Source organism: Chondromyces crocatus (assembly GCF_001189295.1).
GTDB classification, from domain to species: Bacteria; Myxococcota_A; Polyangia; order Polyangiales; family Polyangiaceae; genus Chondromyces; species Chondromyces crocatus.
In genome coordinates, this window is the sequence record NZ_CP012159.1 from 9,479,458 (window position 1) to 9,500,700 (window position 21,243).

The 21,243-nt window shown below is 69.3% G+C and carries 16 protein-coding genes; 13 read left to right on the forward strand and 3 right to left on the reverse strand.

Features of this window, described 5'->3' with window-relative positions:
* Nucleotides 1-6: 6 nt before the first annotated feature.
* On the forward strand, nt 7-1,632 hold the full coding sequence (locus CMC5_RS34220) for a hypothetical protein (RefSeq protein WP_050434334.1): 1,626 nt from the start codon (nt 7-9) through the stop codon (nt 1,630-1,632).
* Nucleotides 1,633-1,721: 89 nt separating this feature from the next.
* Here CMC5_RS34220 and CMC5_RS48765 read toward each other — a convergent pair whose 3' ends face one another.
* Nucleotides 1,722-2,147 carry an RNA recognition motif domain-containing protein gene (locus CMC5_RS48765; protein WP_050434335.1) on the reverse strand — a complete coding sequence of 142 codons (426 nt, stop codon included), beginning with the start codon at nt 2,145-2,147 and terminating at the stop codon, nt 1,722-1,724.
* Nucleotides 2,148-2,891: 744 nt separating this feature from the next.
* Between CMC5_RS48765 and CMC5_RS34230 the strand changes: the two genes are divergently transcribed.
* The 12 genes from CMC5_RS34230 (at nt 2,892) to CMC5_RS34285 (ending at nt 20,630) form a co-directional block, all read left to right on the forward strand.
* Nucleotides 2,892-5,891 carry a sensor histidine kinase gene (locus tag CMC5_RS34230; RefSeq protein WP_245677986.1) on the forward strand — a complete coding sequence of 1,000 codons (3,000 nt, stop codon included), beginning with the start codon at nt 2,892-2,894 and terminating at the stop codon, nt 5,889-5,891.
* A gap of 60 nt (nt 5,892-5,951) precedes the next feature.
* Entirely contained in the window at nt 5,952-7,727 is a 1,776-nt protein-coding gene (locus CMC5_RS34235; RefSeq protein WP_050434336.1) for an ABC transporter ATP-binding protein, read from the forward strand.
* A gap of 127 nt (nt 7,728-7,854) precedes the next feature.
* A complete protein-coding gene (locus CMC5_RS34240) occupies nt 7,855-10,926 on the forward strand; it encodes an ATP-binding protein (RefSeq protein ID WP_050434337.1) in 3,072 nt (1,023 codons plus the stop codon).
* Nucleotides 10,923-13,451 (forward strand): PAS domain-containing hybrid sensor histidine kinase/response regulator, encoded by a 2,529-nt coding sequence (locus tag CMC5_RS34245; protein WP_050434338.1) that lies wholly within the window; start codon nt 10,923-10,925, stop codon nt 13,449-13,451. The genes CMC5_RS34240 and CMC5_RS34245 overlap by 4 nt, the downstream gene beginning before the upstream one ends.
* 60 nt (nt 13,452-13,511) lie before the next feature.
* On the forward strand, nt 13,512-14,351 hold the full coding sequence (locus tag CMC5_RS34250; RefSeq protein WP_063796396.1) for a hypothetical protein: 840 nt from the start codon (nt 13,512-13,514) through the stop codon (nt 14,349-14,351).
* Nucleotides 14,348-15,445 carry a hypothetical protein gene (locus CMC5_RS34255; RefSeq protein ID WP_050434339.1) on the forward strand — a complete coding sequence of 366 codons (1,098 nt, stop codon included), beginning with the start codon at nt 14,348-14,350 and terminating at the stop codon, nt 15,443-15,445. Before CMC5_RS34250 ends, CMC5_RS34255 begins: the two co-directional genes overlap by 4 nt.
* Nucleotides 15,446-15,660: 215 nt before the next feature.
* Nucleotides 15,661-16,632, forward strand: coding sequence for a hypothetical protein (locus tag CMC5_RS34260; RefSeq protein WP_156339073.1), 972 nt, complete (start codon nt 15,661-15,663; stop codon nt 16,630-16,632).
* Between the two features lie 83 nt (nt 16,633-16,715).
* On the forward strand, nt 16,716-16,979 hold the full coding sequence (locus CMC5_RS34265) for a hypothetical protein (RefSeq protein WP_050434341.1): 264 nt from the start codon (nt 16,716-16,718) through the stop codon (nt 16,977-16,979).
* A gap of 176 nt (nt 16,980-17,155) precedes the next feature.
* Entirely contained in the window at nt 17,156-17,422 is a 267-nt protein-coding gene (locus tag CMC5_RS34270) for a hypothetical protein (RefSeq protein ID WP_156339074.1), read from the forward strand.
* A gap of 661 nt (nt 17,423-18,083) precedes the next feature.
* On the forward strand, nt 18,084-18,383 hold the full coding sequence (locus tag CMC5_RS34275; protein ID WP_050434343.1) for a hypothetical protein: 300 nt from the start codon (nt 18,084-18,086) through the stop codon (nt 18,381-18,383).
* A 46-nt stretch (nt 18,384-18,429) separates the two neighbouring features.
* Nucleotides 18,430-19,974 carry an NFACT RNA binding domain-containing protein gene (locus tag CMC5_RS34280; RefSeq protein ID WP_050434344.1) on the forward strand — a complete coding sequence of 515 codons (1,545 nt, stop codon included), beginning with the start codon at nt 18,430-18,432 and terminating at the stop codon, nt 19,972-19,974.
* On the forward strand, nt 19,974-20,630 hold the full coding sequence (locus tag CMC5_RS34285) for a GyrI-like domain-containing protein (protein ID WP_050434345.1): 657 nt from the start codon (nt 19,974-19,976) through the stop codon (nt 20,628-20,630). The genes CMC5_RS34280 and CMC5_RS34285 overlap by 1 nt, the downstream gene beginning before the upstream one ends.
* Nucleotides 20,631-20,654: 24 nt before the next feature.
* Here the strand turns inward: CMC5_RS34285 and CMC5_RS49295 are convergent, their stop codons facing one another.
* On the reverse strand, nt 20,655-20,957 hold the full coding sequence (locus CMC5_RS49295; protein WP_050434346.1) for a type II toxin-antitoxin system RelE/ParE family toxin: 303 nt from the start codon (nt 20,955-20,957) through the stop codon (nt 20,655-20,657).
* Entirely contained in the window at nt 20,957-21,196 is a 240-nt protein-coding gene (locus tag CMC5_RS49300) for an addiction module protein (RefSeq protein WP_082363051.1), read from the reverse strand. Before CMC5_RS49300 ends, CMC5_RS49295 begins: the two co-directional genes overlap by 1 nt.
* Nucleotides 21,197-21,243: the final 47 nt, after the last annotated feature.

Here is a 21,243-nt window from a genome sequence, read left to right on the forward strand (position 1 = left end):
GCCGCTTTGGTCACCCTCGTCCGACGCCTCGCGCTCGCTGCGCGCCGCTCGCCTCTGGAGGCCGGGCTTGCGCTCGCCGTCGTGGGTGCCTGCGCCTACGTGATCGTCGCGCCGCTCGCCGCGTGTCGCTACCCCCCCATCACCGATCTCCCGTTCCACGGCGCGCAGACCTCCGCGCTGCACCACTACGCCGACCCGACGTTTCATCTGCGCGAGCAGTTCCGCCTCCAGCCGCTCGCCGTCCCGTACCTCTCGATGTACGTCATCGGCGCGGCCCTCATGTGGGTCTTGCCTCCGGTCGCCGCCACCAAGATCGCCGCCGCGGTGATGCTCGCCCTCCTCCCGGCGGGCATGGCGGTGCTGTTCTGGGGGATGAAGCGCAGTCCGCTGCTCGGGGTGCTGGGGCTCGGCATCGCCTGGTGCACCCTCGCGCACTGGGGGTTCTTCAACTTCGTCGGCGCGCTCGGCCTCTTCTGCATGGCGGCCGGCATCACGCTGCGCCTCGTGGATCGCCCGACCCGAGGGCGACGGGTGGCGCTGGCGCTCACCCTCGTCGCGCTGTTCTTCACCCACATCTTCCGCTTCCCCTTCGCGATCTGCGCGGTCATCGGTGCCGCGATCCTGGCCTATCCGGCGACCCGGCGGTTCCGCCCCATCCTCCTGCCGCTCGTCCCTGCCCTCCTCCTCTTCGTCGCCTGGCTCTTCGCGCGCACCGACACCCTGCGCTCCAGCCCGGGCCCGCTCACCTTCCACCTGGAGCGGCTCCGCGAGATCCCCGGCTTGCTCTTCTCCGGGTTCGACGATCCCGCCGAGAAGCAGGCCGCGTCTCGTGCGGGGCGCATGCTCCTCGCAGCGCTCGGGGCCACCGTCGCCGCGCGGCTGTTCGAGAAGCACGATGCGCCAGCCAGCGCCGACGAGACCCGCGACACGCGGCGCTTCACCCTCGCGGCGGCCGCCGTCCCCGTGGCCTGCGCCCTGGTGTTCCTCGGCCTCTTCCTCGCCCTGCCGATGCAGATGGGGCTCTGGTGGTACGTGTACCCGCGCGAGGCCACCTCGGCCCTGCTGCTCGCGCTCGCGGCGTTCCCGGATCTACCGAAGCGCTCGTGGCTACGCGCTCCGATCGTCCTCGTGCTCGCCGCGGCACCCATCGGCATGGCCACCGTGGTCGTCGACCACTACCGCCGCTTCGACCCCGTCACGGAGGACTTTCACGCCATCACCCGCGAGATCCCGCAGGCGCCGAAGCTCCTCTACCTCGTCTTCGATCATCACGGCTCGGCCCGGAGCACCAGCCCCTTCATCCATCTCCCCGCATGGGTGCAAGCGGAGCGCGGTGGCTGGCTCAGCTTCCACTTCGCGGTGTGGGACTCGTCTCCCCTCGCCTACCGCGATCGCAGCGAGCCTGGCGCCGTGGTCCCTCCACCCGTGCCGCTGCGCTGGGAATGGACGCCGCAGCGCTTCGACGTGCGGCGGCACGGTACCTTCTTCGACTGGTTCCTCGTGCGTCACCACGGGGACCCCGCGCGGCTCTTCCGCCAGGATCCGACGATCGAGTTCGTGAAGCACACCGGAACGTGGTGGCTCTACCGACGCCGCAGCACCGAGCATGTGGACGTCAGCGCGAACGAGTGAGCGGGCTGCCGAGTGAACAAAAACGAACGACCCCGGCGAGGTCGCCAGGGTCGCACATGCATTACACGAAGATCGTCGGCAGACGTCGATCAGTAACGATCGCCACCACCACGGCCACCACGGCCGCCGCCACGGCCACCGCGGCCACCACCGCCGCCGCCGCCGCCGTAGCCGCCACCGCCGCCGCCGCCGTAGCCGCCGCCGCCGTAGCCGCCGCCGCCACCGCCGCCGCCGTAACCACCACCGCCGCCGCCACCACCGCGCGGCGGGCGCTGCTCGGCCTCGTTCACGCGCAGGGGACGTCCCTCGAACATGGCGCCGTTCATCGTGGTGATGGCCTTCTGGGCCTGCTCTTCACTGCCCATCGTCACGAAACCGAAGCCGCGCGACTGGCCGCTCTCCCGATCCGTCACGATGTGCACGTCCGTCACTTCTCCCGCATCGGCGAAAGCGTCACGAAGGGTGGTGGTGGTAGTAGAAAAGGGGAGGTTGCCGACGTAGAGACGAGTACCCATTCCAGATCAGTGCTCCGCAGCCCAGCAAACTGCGCGTGCTCCGCGCCGAGAGTCTCTCCATCCGATGGGGCTGCGTACATCAAACAGAAGGACGTCCGAGTCAGCGCTGATGGTAGCCGGCTCCTGCCCCCAGGCAAGATGAATGAATAGACCGCGTCGTCGCTCGTCTCCCCCCTCTTCGCCCGGCGCAGCCCCCACCGACCTTCTCCCCCTCCCCTCGTTCGCTGGCGACGCCAACGACTCCAGCGTGACGGTAGTTTGCACGTATCCGTCGCCGAGGTAGCGCCCGCGCCTGACGCATCGCGACGGGGCAGACGTTCCAGCTCCGCCTCCACCATTTCACTCCTGACCCGGGGCAGCGGGGTCCTCGCGACGCCCGGCGGCCGCCTGTCGGCAGTGCCCTGGAGGGAACGGGGCAGCGGATCGAGCAGGCCGCGGGCAACGGAACCGTGAAAACCATACGGGCCTGGAATCATCGCCGCGAGCACCGCAATGACCCCTCGAGGTCTGCTCGGACTGAACGCAGCGCCCTGTCGGCTCCTCGCTTCGAGGTCGGGGGCGAGGACCGGGAACGCCCTCGAAGAAATCTCCGGTTCGAGGAATCCATAGAAATCGACACGACGGGCATGGCACGCGCCCGGGTGGCTGCTGCCGCATCACGGTGCCCGATCCTGCTTCCATCGCGGCGGCATCCATCGGTCAGGCTCGTGGTAAGGCGAGCTTGGGTGCTCTGAAGGACCGGCCATGACGATGGACAAACGCGCGGTGGACGAGGTGCTGATCGGGGGCGGCGAGTGCGGCGCGCTGATGCGACAGCTGGACTGGTCGAAGACGGCCATCGGTCCTGTGTCGTCGTGGCCCCAGTCGCTCCGCACGGCGGTGGGGATCCTGCTCGCGTCGAACTACCCGCTCTACATCGCCTGGGGCCCCAGGTACGTGCAGATGTACAACGACGCTTACCGGCCCATCTGCGGCGCGACCAAGCACCCTGCGTCGCTGGGCCAGGAGGCCGCCGTCACCTGGCCCGAGGTGTGGCACATGCTCGGGCCGGGCTTCGACCGGATCCTCGCCACGGGGGAGGCAAACTGGGTCGAGGACCTCATGATGCCGCTCGACAGGAACGGCTACGTCGAGGAGTGCTACTTCACCTACAGCCACTCGCCCATCCGCGACGAACGGGGGGGCATCGGCGGCGTCTTCTCGGCGCTTCACGAGACCACCGACCGGGTCCTCGACGAGCGGCGCTTGCGCACGCTCCGGGCGCTGAGCGCTGCGACCAGTGATCGACCCAGCGCCGAGAACGCGTGCCGCGCTGCCGCCGAGATCCTGGGCTCGAACCTCCACGACGTGCCGTTCGCGCTCCTCTACCTCGTCGAGGCGGGCGGCGAGCGAGCGCGCCTCGTCGCGAGCAGCCAGCTCGATCCCGGCGCGCCAGGAGCGCCGCTCCTCATCGAGCCGAGATCGGCCCACACCACGACCTGGCCCATCGCCGGGCTCCTCTCGGGAGAGGAGACGAGCCGTGAGACGCACTTCCCGGCGATGTGGGGGAAGCTGCCGGGTGGCCCCTGGCCCGAGGGGGCGTCGTCGGCCCTGCTGCTCCCGCTGGCGCAACCCGGCCACACGACCCCCGCGGGTGTGCTCGTCGCAGGCGTGAGCCCGCGCCGGGCCCTCGACGAGAAGTACAAGAGCTTCCTTCAGCTCGCCGCCGCCGGGATCGCCACCGGCATTGCCAACGCCCGCGCCCGAGAGGAAGAGCGCCGCCACCTGGACGCGCTGGCCGAGCTGGACCGCGCGAAGACGGCCTTCTTCAGCAACGTGAGCCACGAGTTCCGCACCCCGCTCACCCTCGTGCTCGGGCCGCTCGAGGACTGCCTCGAAGACGCGCAAGAGCCGCTCGGCACCCGCCAGCAGGCGCGCCTCTCGACGGTGCGGCGCAACGCGCTCCGCTTGCTCAAGCTCGTCAACGCGCTGCTCGACTTCTCGCGCCTCGAAGCGGGCCGCATGCAGGCGGTCCGCGAGGCCACGGATCTCTCGGCGCTCACCACGGATCTGGCCAGCACCTTCCGCTCCACCATGGAGCGCGCGGGCCTGGCCCTCCACGTCGACTGTCCGCCCCTCCCCGAGCCTGCGTGGGTGGACCGGGAGATGTGGGAGAAGATGGTCCTGAACCTCCTCTCCAATGCCTTCAAGTTCACCTTCGAGGGCAGCATCAGCGTGCGCCTCACCGCCGATGAAGAGCGCTTCGTGCTCGCCGTCGAGGACACGGGGACCGGCATCCCGCAGCAGGAGCTCAAGCGCGTCTTCGAGCGCTTCCACCGGGTGCAGGGCGCCCGAGGGCGCAGCCACGAGGGGAGCGGCATCGGCCTCGCGCTCGTCCAGGAGCTCGCCAAGCTCCACGGAGGAAGCATCGAGGTCGAGAGCAGCCTGGGGAAAGGCAGCACCTTCACGCTCACGCTGCCCCGGGGGCGCGTCGTCTCGGCAGGAGAGCCCCTCGATCCCGGGCCCGAGCGCGCTGCCACCACCGAGCGCGCCGTCGCCTCCACGGCCACCGCGTTCCTCAACGACATGACGGCATGGGTGCAGTCCGGCGACGCGGCGACGCCCGAGCAGCCAGCGCAGGTGCCCGTCCAGCCCCCGCCCCCCTCCTTCGGCGCCACCGTCACCCGACTCCCGGCCCGACGAGCGCTCTTGCCTTCGGGCCACGTCCTGCTCGTCGACGACAATGCCGACATGCGCGACTACGTGAAGCGGCTGCTCGAAGGGCGCTACACGGTCGAGACGGCGCAGGACGGAGACACGGCGCTGGAGATCATCAAGCACCGCATCCCCGATCTCGTGCTCTCCGACGTCATGATGCCCGGCAAGGATGGCTTCGCCCTGCTCGCGGCGCTGCGGGTCGATCCGCGCACCACGATGATCCCGGTCATCCTCCTGTCGGCACGCGCGGGCGAAGAGGCGACCGTGGAGGGGCTCCTGGCCGGGGCCAGCGACTACCTGGTCAAACCCTTCTCCGGCCGCGAACTCGTCGCGCGGGTCGAGGGCACCCTGCGCACCGCGCGGGCGCGCCAGGATCTCGACGCGTTCGCTGGTCGCATCGCCCATGACCTGCGCAACTTGCTCTCGCCGCTCCTGATGATGAGCGCCGTGTTCAAGTTCTCGTCCGAAGAGCCCGCGCGCAAGGCGGGAGAGCGCCTCGAGCGCATGACCCGCCGCGCCAACAACCTGCTCGACGGCATGCTCGCCTTCTCGCGCGCCGAGCACACGCTCGATGCGAAGGACAGCTCCTCCATCCCCGCCGTGATCTCCGACGTCGTCGAGGACCTGAGCAGCCTCCGCAACCAGGTGAACGCCGAGATCGATCTCACCGGCGTCGAGAACCTGCGCGTCATCGTTCCCCGCGGCCTCCTCTACGTGGTCGTCATGAACCTCATGTCCAACGCCCTCAAATTCATGCAAGGGCAGCCGCACCGACGCGTCGTCGTCACGGCGCGCACGCGCGGGGAACGCGCAGAGCTCATCGTCGACGACACCGGCCCGGGCATCTCCTCCGACGCGCTGGGCCACATCTTCGAGCCGTTCTACCGCGCCCCTGGCACCAAGGCCTCGGGGCACGGGATCGGCCTCGCCACCGTGCAGCGCATCGTCCAGTCCTGCGGCGGCGACATCGACGTCCAGTCGACCCCGGGCGTCGGCACCCAGTTCCAGATCGGGCTCCCCTTGGATCTGGATGGGACCTCACCCTGACGCGCCCTGGCGCCGATTGACACGCGCCACGCCCCGCGGGACACACCGCGTCAACGCACCGTGTCACCCCTCTCCAAGCTCTTCAACCACGCCCGCCGCTACCGCAAGCACGCCGTCCTCGCCTCCGTCTACTCGGCGCTGAACAAGTTCTTCGACGTCCTGCCGGAGATCCTGATCGGCGTCGCCGTCGACGTCGTCGTCAGCAAGCAGGACTCCTTCCTCGCGAAGATCGGCATCGCCGACACCCAGTCCCAGCTCATCTGGCTCGGCATTCTCACCGTCCTCATCTGGGGCGGCGAGTCGCTCTTCCAGTACCTCTACTCCGTCGCCTGGCGTGACCTCGCGCAGAACCTCCAGCACGACCTCCGCAAGGAGGCCTACGCCCACGTGCAGCGCCTGGAGCTCGGGTGGTTCGAGAACCGCAGCAGCGGCAACCTCCTCTCGATCCTCAACGACGACATCAACCAGATGGAGAGGTTTCTCAACACCGGCGCGAACATGATCCTCCAGATCGTGTGCTCGTCGATCCTCATCTCCATCGTCTTCTTCGTCATCGCGCCGGGGATCGCCGTCATCGCCCTCCTCCCCGTCCCCCTCATCCTGTACGGCACGTTCTGGTTCCAGCGGCGCCTCGCGCCGCGCTACGCCGACGTCCGTGAAGCGGCTGGGCGCATCGGCGGACGCCTGAACAACAACCTCTTCGGCATCGCCACCATCAAGAGCTACACGGCCGAGGACTTCGAGGCCGCCCACGTCGACGAGGCGAGCCGCGCCTACGTCACCACCAACGCCGCGGCGATCCGCCTCTCCAGCGCCATCACCCCCGTCATCCGGATGGCCGTCCTCGCCGGCTTCGTCGTCACCCTCGTCTACGGCGGCTACCTCGCGCTCCACGGCCAGATCGCCGTCGGCAGCTACAGCGTCCTCGTCTACCTCACCCAGCGCTTGCTCTGGCCGTTCACCGGCCTCGCCGAGATCGCCGACCTCTACCAGCGCTCCATGGCCTCCATCGACCGCGTGCTCGGCCTCATCCAGACCCCGCTCGCCATTCCTTACGAAGGGGAGCGCCTCCCGCGCGAGCTGGTGAAGGGCGCGGTGCGCCTCGAACAGGTCGACTTCAGCTACGATGGCGCCCAGCCCGCGCTCACCGGCGTCGATCTCGACATCGCTCCGGGCCAGACCATCGGCTTCGTCGGCAGCACCGGCTCCGGCAAGAGCACCCTCATCAAGCTTCTGCTCCGCTTCTACACCCCGAAGTCGGGTCGCATCCTGCTCGACGGCCACGACATCAGCGCGCTCGACCTCCAGGACCTCCGCCGCGCCGTCGGCTACGTCGCCCAGGAGCCCTTCCTCACCGATGGCACCATCGCCGACAACATCGCCTACGGCGCCCCGTCGGCGAGCCGCGCCGACGTCGAGGCCGCGGCCCGTTCGGCCGAAGCCCACGAGTTCATCGCCCGGCTCCCCCTCGGGTACGACACCCCGGTCGGCGAGCGTGGACAGAAGCTCTCGGGCGGCCAGCGACAGCGCATCGCCCTCGCCCGCGCCATCCTCAAGAGCCCCCCCATCCTCGTCCTCGACGAGGCGACCAGCGCCGTCGACAACGAGACCGAGGCAGCCATCCAGCGCTCGCTCGCGCGCGTCTCCCGGGGCCGCACCACCCTGGTCATCGCCCACCGCCTCTCCACCGTCCGGCAGGCCGACATCATCCACGTCCTCGAGCACGGCCGCATCGTCGAGAGCGGCAAGCACGACGCGCTCCTCGACCGAGGCGGCATCTATGCAGGCCTCTGGCGCCTCCAGACCGGGGAGCTGGACACCGCCGGCGCCACCTGAGCGAGCGCCCGCACGCTGCGAGCAAAGCGCACAGGCACACCGCGCAATCGCTGCACCGCCCACGTCGAAGCCGTCTCCTCGCTGACCGGTCTCGGGCGTCGGGGAAGACCCATGGCGTTGGCGCGGAATGTGCCACACTCGCCCCGTGATCAGCCGAGAGCGCAGCTGGACTGCCAGGGTCATCGCGGAGGAACGCGACCGCATCGTTCGCGAGTGGCTGGCAGTCGTGCGCCATCGCGTCCCTGGCCTGCGCGTCCTCTCTCGACCGCTGCTGCTCGATCACCTCCCGCAGAGCGTCGCTGCCCTCGCCGACTGGCTCGACAGCGACCTCGACGAGCCGGAGTTCGCCCTCATCTCGGAGGAGCACGGCGCCCAGCGCCTCAGCCACGGGGTCCTCCTCCAGGAAATCGCGAGCGAGTACCGCGTCCTGCGCGAGGTCATCCTCACCATCGTCGCCGAGCGTGAGCGCGACGCCGCGACGAGAGACCAGGCGACGCGGGTCCACGAGCTGGCCAGGCTGAACGCGGGCCTCGACTTCGCCGTCACCACCGCGATCGAGAAGTACGCCGACATCCGCGAGGACGCCGTGAAGGCCTTGCAGGAGCGCCTCCAGCTCGCCATCCACGCCGCAGGCGTCGGCACCTGGGATTACGACCCGATCACGCACACCTTCGCGTGGGACACCCAGTGCCGTCGCCTCTTCGGCCTGCCTCCCGGAGAGAACAACATCTCGTACGACGAGTTCCTCGCCCTCATCCACCCCGACGATCGCGCGCAGGTCGCGGCCGGCATCCAGCAGGCACTCGACCCCACCATCGCGGGCACCTACCGCGGCGAATACCGGCTCACCTCCTCGCTCGACGGCGTCAACGACCACTGGCTCCTCTCCGAGGGGCAGACGCTTTTCGATCTGCGCAGGCAGCCCGCGCGCTTCATCGGCACCGTCGTCGACATCACCGCCCCGAAGCGCCTCCTCGACTTCGAACAGAACGCCCGCCAGCGCGCCGACGACGACCACGCCACGCTGCACACCCTCTTCATGCAAGCCCCGGCGGCCATCGCCGTCCTGCGGGGCCCCGACCACCGCTTCGAGCTGGCGAATACCCTCTACCTCCGCCTGGTCAGCCGTCGCGACATCGTCGGCCTACCCCTCCGCGAGGCCCTCCCCGAGATCGTCGAGCAGGGCTTCCTCCAGCTCCTCGACAAGGTCTACACCACGGGCAAATCCCACTACGGTCACGAGGTGCCCGTCCAGCTCCGGCACGCGATGGACAGCGACCGGCTGGAGACGATCTTCCTCAACTTCGCGTACGAGCCCATCCGCGACGACGCAGGTCACGTCACGGGCATCTTCGTCATCGCCTTCGACGTCTCCGAGAGCGTCCACGGGCGGCGCCTGATCGAGGACGCGCGGCACCTCGCCGAGAGCAACGCCGCGCTGGAGGCGAACGCCCGGAAGGAGGCCGAGGCCGCCGCGAGCCGCAGCCAGTTCCTCGTGAACGCCGTCGAGCGCCTCTCTCACCGCCTCGACGTCGACGCCATCCTCCAGGAGATCACCCGCCTCGTCGTCCCCGATCTGGCCGACATGGCGACCACGCGCCTCGTCGCAGCGAGCGGCGAGATGCGCCTCGTGAGCACCGCCCTCCCGGAACCCATCGGCGACGAACTCCAGGAGCGCTTCCCCGTCGTCACCTTGAGCCCCGACTTTGCGCCGACCCTGCGCGGGCCCCTCGCTGCCGCCGAGGTGCAGCTCGTGGACGACGTGGCGCGATGGCTCGATGGCAACGGCCCCTCCGCGGAGCACGCCGCGTACGTCAAATCGCTCGGCGTGAAACAGCTCGCCCTCGTCCCCCTCGTCGCCCACGAGCGGACCGTCGGCCTCCTGTCGGTGGGGCTCACCAGCACCACCCGCACCTTCGACCCCCAGCGCGTCCAGCTCCTCAAGACGCTGGGCCGACACGCCGCCCTCGCCCTGGAAAACGCCAGGATGTACGAGGAGGCCCAGCAGCTGCGCCGCCGCGCCGAGGAAGCCAGCGTCACCAAGGATCAGTTCATCGCCACCGTCTCCCACGAGCTGCGCACCCCCCTCAACGCCATCCTCGGCTGGTCCCAGATCATCAAGGCCAACCCGGACGCCCAGGCCATGCTCACCAAGGGCATCGAGACCATCGAGCGCAACGCCCGCGCCCAGGCCCAGCTCATCGAGGACCTGCTCGACATCTCCCGCATCGTCGTGGGCAAGCTCAAGATCGAGCCCACCAGCGTCTACATCCCCCGCGTCATCGAAGCCGCCCTCGACTCCGCCCGCCCTGCCGCCGAGGCGAAGAAGATCACCCTGGAGACGGACGTCGACGCCGACGTCGGCCACATCATCGCCGACCCCGATCGTTTCCAGCAGGTGGTCTGGAACCTGATCTCGAACTCCGTCAAGTTCACCCCCACCGGCGGCAAGGTGCGCATCGCCGCGCGGCGCCTCGCGTCGCAGTTCGAGCTGAGCGTCTCCGACGACGGCAAGGGCATCACCCCCGACTTCCTCCCGTACGTCTTCGAGAAGTTCCACCAGGTCGAGCAGGGCAACCGCAAGGTCGGCGGCCTCGGCCTCGGCCTCGCCATCGTGCGCAACATCGTCGAGCTGCACGGCGGCACCGTCCGAGCCGAGAGCGAGGGGCTCGGCAAGGGCGCCACGTTCACCGTCCGCATCCCGATCCGCGCCGCTGCCCGCCCGATCACACGCCCCCCGATGGACAGCGAGACCGCCGAGGAGGCCACCTTCACCCTCCCGCCTCACGTCCTCGAAGGCCTCCGCATCCTCGTCGTCGACGACGAGCAAGACGCCCGCGAGCTGCTCGGCGCGATCCTCGGCGACGCCGGCGCCACCGTCCGACTCGCCACGTGCGTCGACGAGGCCATGGTCCTCCTCCAGACCGAGGTCCCGGACGCCCTCGTCAGCGACGTCGGGATGCCGACCAAGGATGGCTACGCCCTCGCCCGCGAGCTGCGCGGCTTGCCCCGCGATCAGGGCGGCCGCATCCCGGCCATCGCCCTCACCGCGCACGCCCGCAGCGAAGACCGCACCCGCGCCCTCACCGCTGGCTTCTCCACCCACATCCCCAAGCCCGTCGACCCGACGGAACTCATCGTCGTCCTCGCCAACGCCCTCGGCCGCGAGGTCCAAGATCCCTCGGGTGGCGCATCATGAGCCCGCGCCTCGCGCCCCGGGCCATCGACTTCGAGCGCCTCTTCCAGGCCTCCCCCAACCCGTACATGCTGCTCGACCGCGACCTGCGGTACGTCGCGGCGAACCCGGCGTACCTGCGCGTCACCGCGAGCCGCCTCGACGAGCTGGTCGGCCGGCACGTCTTCGAGGCGTTCCCCCACGACCCCAGCTCCCCCGACAACGACAGCGTCCGCCAGCTCCGCGCCTCGTTCCAGCGCGTCCTCGAGCGCCGCGTCCCCGACGTGGTCGCGCTCGTCGCCTACCGCGTCCCCACGCACGTGGGCGATCACATCGTCCTCGAAGAGCGCACCTGGAGCGCCACCCACACCCCGCTGCTCGACGACGAAGGTCAGGTCGCCTTCATCCTCCAGCACACCGTCGACATCACCGAGCTCCAGGCCCTGAAGCGCCCGCCCCACACGCCCACGTCCGAGAAGCAAAAGCTCCCTCCGGTCGAGCAGCTCCAGGCCGAAGTCCTCGGGCGAGCCCAGCGCGTCCAGGAGATCAACCTGACCCTCGACACGGAGCGGCGGCACCTCCTCCGCATGTTCGAGCAGGCCCCTGGGTTCATGTGCTTCCTGCGCGGCCCCCAGCACGTCTTCGAGCTGGCGAACAAGGCGTACTACCAGCTCATGGGCCACCGCGAACTCCTCGGAAAGACCGTTCGCCAGGCGCTCCCCGACGTCGAAGGGCAGGGCTTCTTCGAGCTGCTCGACAAGGTCTACACCAGCGGCACCCCCTTCATCGGGCGCGCCATGCGCCTGCTCGTCCAGCGCTCCCCGGGCGGCCCCTTCCAGCCCCGCTTCGTCGACTTCATCTACCAGCCCATCATCGACCCCGACGGCACCGTCACCGGCATCTTCGTCCAGGGCCACGACATCACCGAGCAGAAGCACCTCGAAGCCGAGCGCGATCGCCTCGCCGCCATCGTCGAACAGTCCACCGACTTCATCGGCGTCGGCACCCTCGGCGGCGCGGTCACTTACGTCAACGAAGCGGGCCAGCGCATGGTCGGCCTCCCGCCCGGCCAGGCGAGCCGCTTCCGCCTGCTCGACTATTTCCAGGACGAGGACCGCGCCTTCGTCGAGCAGACCATCCTCCCGACCGTCGTGCGCCATGGCCGCTGGGAGGGCGGCCTCCGCTTCCGCCACTTCGTCACCGGCACGTCCATCCCGACCCACCACACCGTCTTCGCCGTCCGGGATCCCGAGACGCACGACATCCGCTGGATCGCCACCATCACCCGCGACACCACGGCGCAGAAGCAGCAGGAGAGCGAGCGAGACGCCCTGCTCCAGCGCGAGCAGCAAGCCCGCGCCGAGGCCGAAGAAGCCAACCGCCTCAAGGACGACTTCCTCGCCATGGTCAGCCACGAGCTGCGCACCCCCTTGAACGCCATGCTCGGCTGGATCCGCCTGCTCCGCGCCGGCCAGGTCCCCACCGAGCAGCGCGCCCGTGCCCTCGACACCGTCGAACGCAACGGCCGCCTCCAGTCGCAGGTCATCGACGACCTGCTCGACATCAGCCGCATCGCGTCCGGCAAGCTCAAGCTCCAGATGACCACCGTCACCGTCGCCGCCGTCGTCGAGTCGTCCCTCGACACCGTCCGCGCCCCCGCGGACGCCAAGGGCATCGAACTCCACGCCTCCCTCGACCCCGACGCCCGGGTCCTGGGCGACGAGGATCGCCTCTACCAGGTCATCTGGAACCTCCTCTCGAACGCGGTGAAGTTCACCCCTGCCCACGGCCACGTCCACGCCCGCCTCGAGCGCAAGGCGACCGGCGTCGAGCTCTCCGTGATCGACACCGGCAAGGGCATCTCCGACGAGTTCCTCCCGCACATCTTCGAGCGCTTCCGCCAGGCCGAGGGCGGCACCACCCGCTCCTTCGGCGGCCTCGGCCTCGGCCTCGCCATCGTCAAGCAGCTCGTCGACCTCCACGGCGGCACCATCGACGTCTCCAGCGGTGGCGACGGCAAGGGCGCCTGCTTCACCGTCACCTTGCCCTTCGCCCCGCCCTCCAGCGCCGCGCCCTCCAGCAGCGAACCCTCCAGCGCCGCGCCCTCCACCCCGCCCCCCGCTTCGCCCCCTGCCCTTCCCTTCCCGTGCCCTCCCGAAGTCCAGGGCCTGCGCCTGCTGATCGTCGACGACGAGCCCGACGCGCGCGACATGATGCGCGACCTCCTCGAACGCTGCGGCGCCGAGGTCACCACCGCGAGCTCCGCCGAGGAAGCCTTCGCCCTCCTTCCTCAGCTCCGCCCCGATCTCCTCCTCTCCGACATCTCCATGCCCGGCGAGGACGGCTACAGCCTCATGCGCCGCATCCGCGCTCTCCCCCCCGAACAAGGCGGCAAGACACCGGCCATCGCCGTCACTGCCCACACCCGGGCCCCCGATCGCACCCGCGCCCTCGTCGCCGGCTACAAGGCCCACATCCCCAAGCCCATCGATCCCGCGGAGATGTTCGCCGTCATCATCTCCGTCCTCCAGGTCCACGGTTCCCGCTGACACCGCGGATGCGTTGACGTCCATCCCCGCGGACGCTCTCCTCTCCGGCGAGGCCGACCGATGCAGCTCACCCTCTCCGCGCGCGCGCTCCGCGCCCCCTTGCTCGGGATCATGGCCCTCGTCGTCACCGCGGGCCTTGCCGTCGAGGTCCTGCGCCCCCTCTACAAGCTCGAACGCAAGACCGGCATCGTCCCGTTCCTGTCCCTGAGCTACGAGGCCAACCTCCCCACCTGGTACTCCTCGATCCTCCTGTTCACCTGCGCGTTGCTCCTCGCGCTGATCGCCACGGGCGTCCGCCGCACCGGACAGCGCCACGCCGCCCACTGGTGGGGCCTCGCCGCAGGGTTCACGTACATCTCCCTCGACGAACTGGTCTCCCTCCACGAGGCCGCGGGCTCGTGGATGAAGCTCGAAGGCGTCCTCTATTTCAGCTGGGTGGTCCCTGCCACGGCCCTGCTGATCGTGCTCGCCCTCGTCTACTTCCGGTTCCTCGCCCACCTGCCCGCCCCCCTCCGGCGCCGCTTCCTCCTGTGCGGCGGCATCTACGTCGCGGGCGCCGTGGGCATGGAGCTACCGCTCGGCTACTGGACCGAGCGCGAAGGCTCGAACAACCTCGTCTACGGCCTCATCGACGTCGTGGAAGAGGCGCTGGAGATGCTCGGCGTGAACCTCTTCCTGCTCGCCTTGCTCGACCACCTCGGCGCCCAGGGCTTCACCGTCGGCTTCACCGCGCCCCTCGACCCCGCCACCGCGTCGTCCACCCCCCTCGCGGAAGCGCCTTCTCCTCCCCCCGTCGACGCGGCGCCCGCGACCCCCGTATCCTCTCTCTCCGCTTCACCCGACGCCGACGCCGATGCCGACGCCGACGCCGACGCTGACGCCAACGAGCCGCGCACGTGACCACGACCGCAGAGCCCTCCCTCCTCGTCGGCGACACCGCGCCCCCTGCGCCCACCGCGCAAACGACCACGCCCGCGCGCTCCCCGTACCTCGTCGGCCGCCTGTACGACTGGGCCTTCTTTCTCCTCCCCCCGCTGCTCTCGCTCCTCCTCGGCGCGCTCATCGCGGGCACCGAGTTCGGCGAAAAGCGCTTGTGGCACGACGGCCGCAAGCTCACCGGCGCCGCCCTGCTCACCGGCACCCTGACCCACGCGCACCTCGTCGCCGTCTTCTTCCGGAGCCACGGCAACACCGCGCTGCGCCGCCGCCACCCGCTCCGCTTCTTCCTCGTCCCCCCGCTCCTGTTCGCCGCGATGATGCTCTCCGACGAGGTGGCCCTCTGCACCACCGTCCTCGTCGTGCTCTGGGACGTCTACCACTCCTCGCTCCAGACCTTCGGCCTCGCCCGCATCTACGATCGCAACCAGGGCAACCCCCCCGACGCTGGACGCAAGCTCGACCTCTGGCTGAACCACCTGCTCTACATCGGCCCCATCCTCGGCGGCGCGACGATGCTCGCGCACGTGAGCAACCTGGAGAGCCTCGACGCGCTCGGCGACACCCTGTTCTCCGCCATCCCCGCGCAGATGGAAGCGCGTCACCGCACCATCACCTGGACCGTCATCGCCACCGGCGTCGCATTCCTCGCGTACTACGTCGTCGCCTCGCTGCGCCTTCGCCGCCGCGGCCACCGCACCTCGCCGCAGAAGATCTTCCTGCTGGTCAGCACGGGCCTGTGCTCGCTGTTCGCGTGGGGCTTCAACAGTTTCGGCCAGGCGTTCTTGATAATGAATGTCTTTCACGCCGTGCAGTACCTGGCGCTGGTGTGGTGGTCCGAGGGCAAGCGCCTCCGGCAGCGCCTCCGACTCGACCGCGCGCAGGTGGGCGCACCGCTCACGATCGCCTTGTTTCTGGGCTCCGTGCTCGCTTACGGCTACGTCGCGGAGATGGCGCAGATCGAGGCGCGCGTGCTGTGGTCCATCGCGCAGACCGTGGCGCTGATGCACTTCTGGTACGACGGCTTCATCTGGTCCGTGCGCCGAAAAGAGGTTTGAGGCGCACACATTGCAGGGCGGCACTCTGCCTACCTCCACCTGCAAAACCGCAGCACAGCCCCCGCCCCATTCGAGGCGAGCGCGCTCACGAGGCGCGCAGATAACGGCTGATTCACCGCATGTTCCGGCTAGGATGCGGCCCTTACGCCACGTACTTCACGGGGGCTGTGCGCTGGCGCCATCGACACCGCGCCGCGAGAGAGGGACGAACGGAGATGAGCAGGCTTGTCCGATCCATGCTGGTGGCGATCGCGCTCTCGGTGGCCGTCGCACCGGGGTGCAGCAAGGGACCGGAGGTGACGTCCGAGAACATCGCCGAGCAAGCGGCGCTGATCGAGCAGCACGACGGCGGCTCGGTGGTGTGGCGCGTCAAGCCCGACGGCCAGGTGATGGCGCTGCTCAAGGCGCCCGACGGCAAGCCCATCGAGCAAGGCGTGACCGGCACGATGACGGTGAAGCCGAAGACCGGCGACCCCGTGACCGCGACGCTCGTCCCCGTCGAGAAATCGGGCGGCGTGCTGACCGCGACCTTGCCCAAGCTCGACGACGAGCTGACGGAGGTGAGCTACACGCTGCTCGCCGCCGACAAGCCGATCCAGGGCACGCTGCACCTGCCGAAGGGCGGCACGGAGGAGCTCTTCGCGAGCGCCAAGGTGAGCGCCGAGGCGAAGCTCGACGACAAGAAGGGCCCGAACGGCGGCGTGCTCCAGGTCGTCGGCGAAGACACGGTGGAGATCGTCGCCAACGACGCGACCGGCGAGGTCCGCGTCTACCTGCTCGACGACAACCTGCAGGTGGTGAAGCCCGAGAACCGGAAGATCAAGATCAAGCTGGGCCTCTCCGGCAGCGGCGCCGAGGTGATCGAGCTGTCACCGCACACCGAGGGGCTCTACTTCGAGGGCAAGCTGAACGCCCAGATCAAGCCCAAGAAGATGACCGTGGTGCTCGTCGACGGCGACGTGGTGCACACGGCGCTGTGGGGCCACCACCCCGGCAAGGTGGTCGTGATCGGGGTGGGCGCGCCCGTGATCGCGATCTTCGTGAACACCGTGGTGTGGGTCGCGCCCGTGGTGGTGGTGAAGCACAAGCACCATCACCACCACCACCACAAGGGCAAGGGGAAGGGCAAAGGGAAGTGGAAGGTGAAGGCGAAGGCGAAGGGGGGCAGCATCAAGATCAGTTTCTGATGCGGTGAGGTGGCGCTGCGTGCGATTCTTCACGCCTGCATGCAGCGCCATGAGGTCTGCGCGAGGAACGGGGGAGGTGGCGCGTGATCAAGCTGTTCGGCGTCGTGGGCTTCGTCGTCGTGCTCATCTACTGGCAGGTGCGGCAAGCCCAGGGCCGCCGCAGGGTGCGAGAGATTGAGCATGGCAAGCGGTGCATGGCATGCAACGGCATGCAGACGCAGACGGAGAACTGGAACGTGCGCTGCCTCCAGTGCGGCTTCCTGGTGAGCTTCGCCGTGCTGCAGAAGAGCGCCGTGCGCGATGACGAGCTCGCCGCGGTGACGCGGCCCGACGAGAAGATGGACTGAGATCGGGCGTCTCCGTCCAGCTCGGTCGAGGGGGCGACTGCTCGCGGCGAGGAAGTGTCTGCTCGTGGTGAGGGTGAGGTCCTCTCTGGCCGCGCGCGTGCATTGGACCGGCCTGACGAAATAGCCTGAGGGCTCGCGGCTCGGCGTGCCGCCCTCCTTTGCCTGTCGCCCAGACCATGCGCAATGCACTGCACTCGATGCGCTTCTTCGAGGTGTGGCTGCTTGCGGGGCACGATCTCCCGAAAGACTGGGGCTGGCAGGACGTGCGCAGCCACGAGCATCCGAAGGAGGCCTACTACCGGCCCTTCGCCAAGAGCCGTGGTGTCCTGGAGGAGCCAGCGGAAGGGCGAGGGGTCCTCGCGAAAGAGGCGGCTTCACGCTACGCGCGGATTCGCTCGTTGTGCCCCGAAGTCGCCGCGCTGGAGGCACGGCTCGAGGCGTGACGTGGAGGCGGAATACCACGGGACGGCGCAGGTCCCACGCAGCGCAGCGCGGATCGTCCAGGCAGCAGCAAGCCATCACGAAGAAGCGACTCGGGACGCCCGAAGAGCGGCGCGGAGACTCCGGGGGGCACGGTGCCGGGAGTCCGGAGGGATGGTTGGAAGCCGTGGACGCTCCTCCCGGGCGTGCCGAGGGAACTACCCAGGAGCACTTTGGGAACTGCACAGGAGTGCCGAGGGAAGTGCACGGGACCGCCGTCGGAACTACCCAGGAGCGCTTTGGGAACTACCCAGGAGCGCTTTGGGAACTACCCAGGACCGTCGCAGAAGTGCACGGGAGCGCTTTGGGAACTACCCAGGAGCACTTTGGGAACTACCCAGGAGCACTTTGGGAACTACCCAGGAGCACTTTGGGAACTACCCAGGAGCACTTTGGGAACTACCCAGGACCGTCGCAGAAGTGTGCGGGTCCGTCGCAGAAGTGCGCGGGGCCGTCGCAGGAACGTCCAGAGTGTCGGCGCAAGCGGCTGGGTGCGATCAAGATCACAGAATGGGAGAACCCGGAGGCACTCGGGTCTGGGATGCTGGTCGATGAGGCGATGTCGCTTACGTATCCTTGGATGACCTGATTCCGCGCGGACCGAGGTTGGGATTCTCACAAGGGATGGTCTGGCGTCGCTGGCCGCCATCGCCCCCACACGGCTGCTGCGCGTTCGTCGTGCCCGGGTCCTGGAGGCTCGTCACGCCCGAGTCCTGCACGTTCGTCGCGCATGACGGCGGTGCGTTCGTCACGTTCGCCGCGCATGACGGCGGCGCGTTCGTCACGTTCGCCGCGCATGACGGCGGCGCGTTCGTCGTGCCGGAGATGCGGGCGTGGCAGCGAAGATCGCGGCGCTCGACGGTCCATGGTGGCGCGAAGCAGGTGCGCTATGGTGCCGCGGTCTTCAGCGAAGGGTGGCGGTGATGCGCGTGGGCCTGCACGTGAGGCGACAGCGGGGCGGGTTCTGACGATGGACGTCGCTCCGCTGGAAGAAGCGCTCGCGTCGTGGGTGGGGGCGCGGATCGATGCGGCGCAGGTGAACCCGGAGACGGGGCTGATCGCGCTGTCGTGTTACGCGGGGGAGAAGCGGCTTCTGGGGGTGGGCATCGGGCCGCGGGTGGTGGGGGTGGGGATCTTGCCGCGGGCGCCGCGGTTGCGGGCGACGGCGGCGAATCCGCTGGTGGCGGCGCTGCGGGCGCATGTGGTGGGGCATCGGCTGCGCGCGATCGGGCTGGAGGTGGATCGGCTCGTGGTGGTGGCGGGCGGGGGTGAAGGGGAAGCGGCGCACGAGGCGAAGCTGACGCTGGTGCCAGGGCGGCGCGGAGAGGCGCGGCTGGAGGTCGATGGGCGGCTGGTGCTGCGGTGGCCTCCGCAGGGGCAGAGAGAGGCCGTGACAGGGCCGCGCGGGGCTTCCGGGGGCGAGGCTGGGGTCCCGCCGGCCGGAGAGCGCCAGGAGGCGGTAGCGGCTCCGCAAGCGGGGGCAGCTCCGCAAGCGGGGGCGTCGGCGCAGGGGCCCGAGCGGGCGGTGCGCTATCCAGCCGATCCGTGGGCGGCAGGGGCAGCGCTCGTGGAGGCGAGCGATGCAGCGGCGGCGGTCGCGGCGAAGGCGGCGCTGCTCAAGGCGGTGCGGGCGCGGCGGGTTTCGCTGTCGCGGCGTCGGGAGGCGGTGCAGGCGGATCTGGCGCGGCTCGATCGGGTGGGTGAGCTGCAGAAGATCGGGCGGCTGCTCCTGGCGCAAGGGGGGCGGGTGCCGCGGGGGGCGACGAAGGCGACGCTGGAGGACTGGGAGGGCGAAGGGTCGCTCGAGGTGTCGCTGGATGCGGCGAGGCCAGCGCGCGCGCAGGCGGAGGACTTCTTCGCGAAAGCGCGGCGGTATCAGCGGGGTGAAGCGGCGATGCGGGCGCGGCTCGCCGAGACCGAGGGGGTGCTGGCGCAGGTGGTCGCGCTCGAAGGGGAGGTCGCAGCGGCCGAGGTGGAGGCGGAAGCGCTGACGCGGCTGGATGGGCGCGCGCGGGGGCTGGGGATCGCCGGGGTCCTGGTCGATGCAGGCAGCGCGGGTGGGGCGTCCGGCGGGAGTGCGAAGGGGACGGGGGTGCGGGTGCGTCGCGGGGAGGAGCCGCGGAAGCCGTACCATGCGTTCCGAGGGAGCGGGGGGCGGGCGATCTTCGTGGGGCGCGGGGGGGCGGACAACGATGCGCTGACGACGCGGGTGGCGAGGCCGCACGATCTGTGGCTGCACGCGCGCGGGATGACGGGGGCGCACGTGGTGGTGCCGCTCGAGAAGAACACGACGTGTCCGGGGGAGCTGCTGGTGGATGCGGCGATGCTGGCGGTGCACTTCTCCGAGGCGCGGGAGGAGGCGAGCTGGGAGGTGACGCACGTGCCGCGGAAGCATGTGCGGAAGCCGAAGGGGAGCGCTCCCGGGGCGGTGACGTTCACGCGGGAGAAGGTGCTGGTGGTGCGGATGGATGCGGCGCGGGTGGCGCGGCTGCTGGCAGCGAAGGAAGAGACGTGATGACCACGGCGATCGACTTCAAGAAGACGGCCGATGCCTATCAGGGCAAGCGCGGGGAGTTCCGGTTCGTCGAGGTGCCGGACATGCGGTACTTGATGCTCGACGGGCACGGGGATCCCAACACCTCGGAGGCGTTCCGCGGGGCGGTGGAGACGCTGTATCCGGTGGCGTACAAGGTGAAGTTCGCCAGCAAGCAAAAGCTCGGTCGCGACTACGTGGTCCCTCCGCTGGAGGGGTTGTGGTGGGCCGAGGACATGGCGACGTTCACGTCGGCGCGCGACAAGTCGCAGTGGTCGTGGACGTTGATGCTCATGGTTCCGAGCTGGGTGCATCCGGAGATGGTCGACATCGCGATCGAGCAGGTCCGGGCGAAGGATCAGGCGCTGCGTCTGGACGATCTGCGGCTGGAGCTCCTGTCGGAAGGGCGGTGCGTGCAGACGCTGCATGTGGGCTCGTTCGAGGACGAGGGGCCGGTGCTGGCGCACCTGCACGAGGTGTTCATCCCCGAGCAGGGGCTCTCTCGGGTGGGCAAGCACCACGAGATCTACCTGAGCGACTTCCGGAAGGTGGCGCCCGAGAAGCAGCGGACCCTGCTGCGGCAGCCGGTGGCGCCACGCAGCGCCACGAGCGCTTCGTCGGCGGGCTCTGCGAGGTGACGGACGACCCGTGAACTCGGAGGCTCAACTCTTCAGTCGCGGTTTCCAGTATCCGGGTTTGAGCCGCTCATGAGCGTACGCCAGCACGAGGATTTCCTTTTCGTGGACGACGTAATAGACCCAGTAAGAAAATTTCCCGATCTTCATGCGGTGGACATTCTTGTGCCGCTCGACGACCGGATAGGCCCTGGGGTTCTCGGTGATGATGCGCTGGACGGCGTCAACCTCGGCGAGGAACTCTTCGTCAAGGCTCTGCCGCTGCCGCTTGTAAAAAAGACCGGCCTCAATGAGGTCTTCTTCAGCGTCTTTGTGAACCCGTAATTCCATCAATCGCTTGCCCGAAGGCGCGCATGAACACGTTGCCGGACGGCCTCCCAGGAGTCCGTGGTCGCCGTTCCTTGCTCGACGGATTGCAGGCGACGCCCGACCTCGTCGAGCCAGGCATCCTCTACATCGGCTTTGTCTGCTGGCTCATCCAGGCTCCGGAGCAGACTTCGGGCCATGTCCGCTCGCTCCTCACAGGGGAGCTCGAGTGCCTGCGCGAGCACTGTACGACGGGATGACATGGGGAGGAGTATAGCAGTGTTTGGCGGGGCGAGGAGATGGAGGCCTT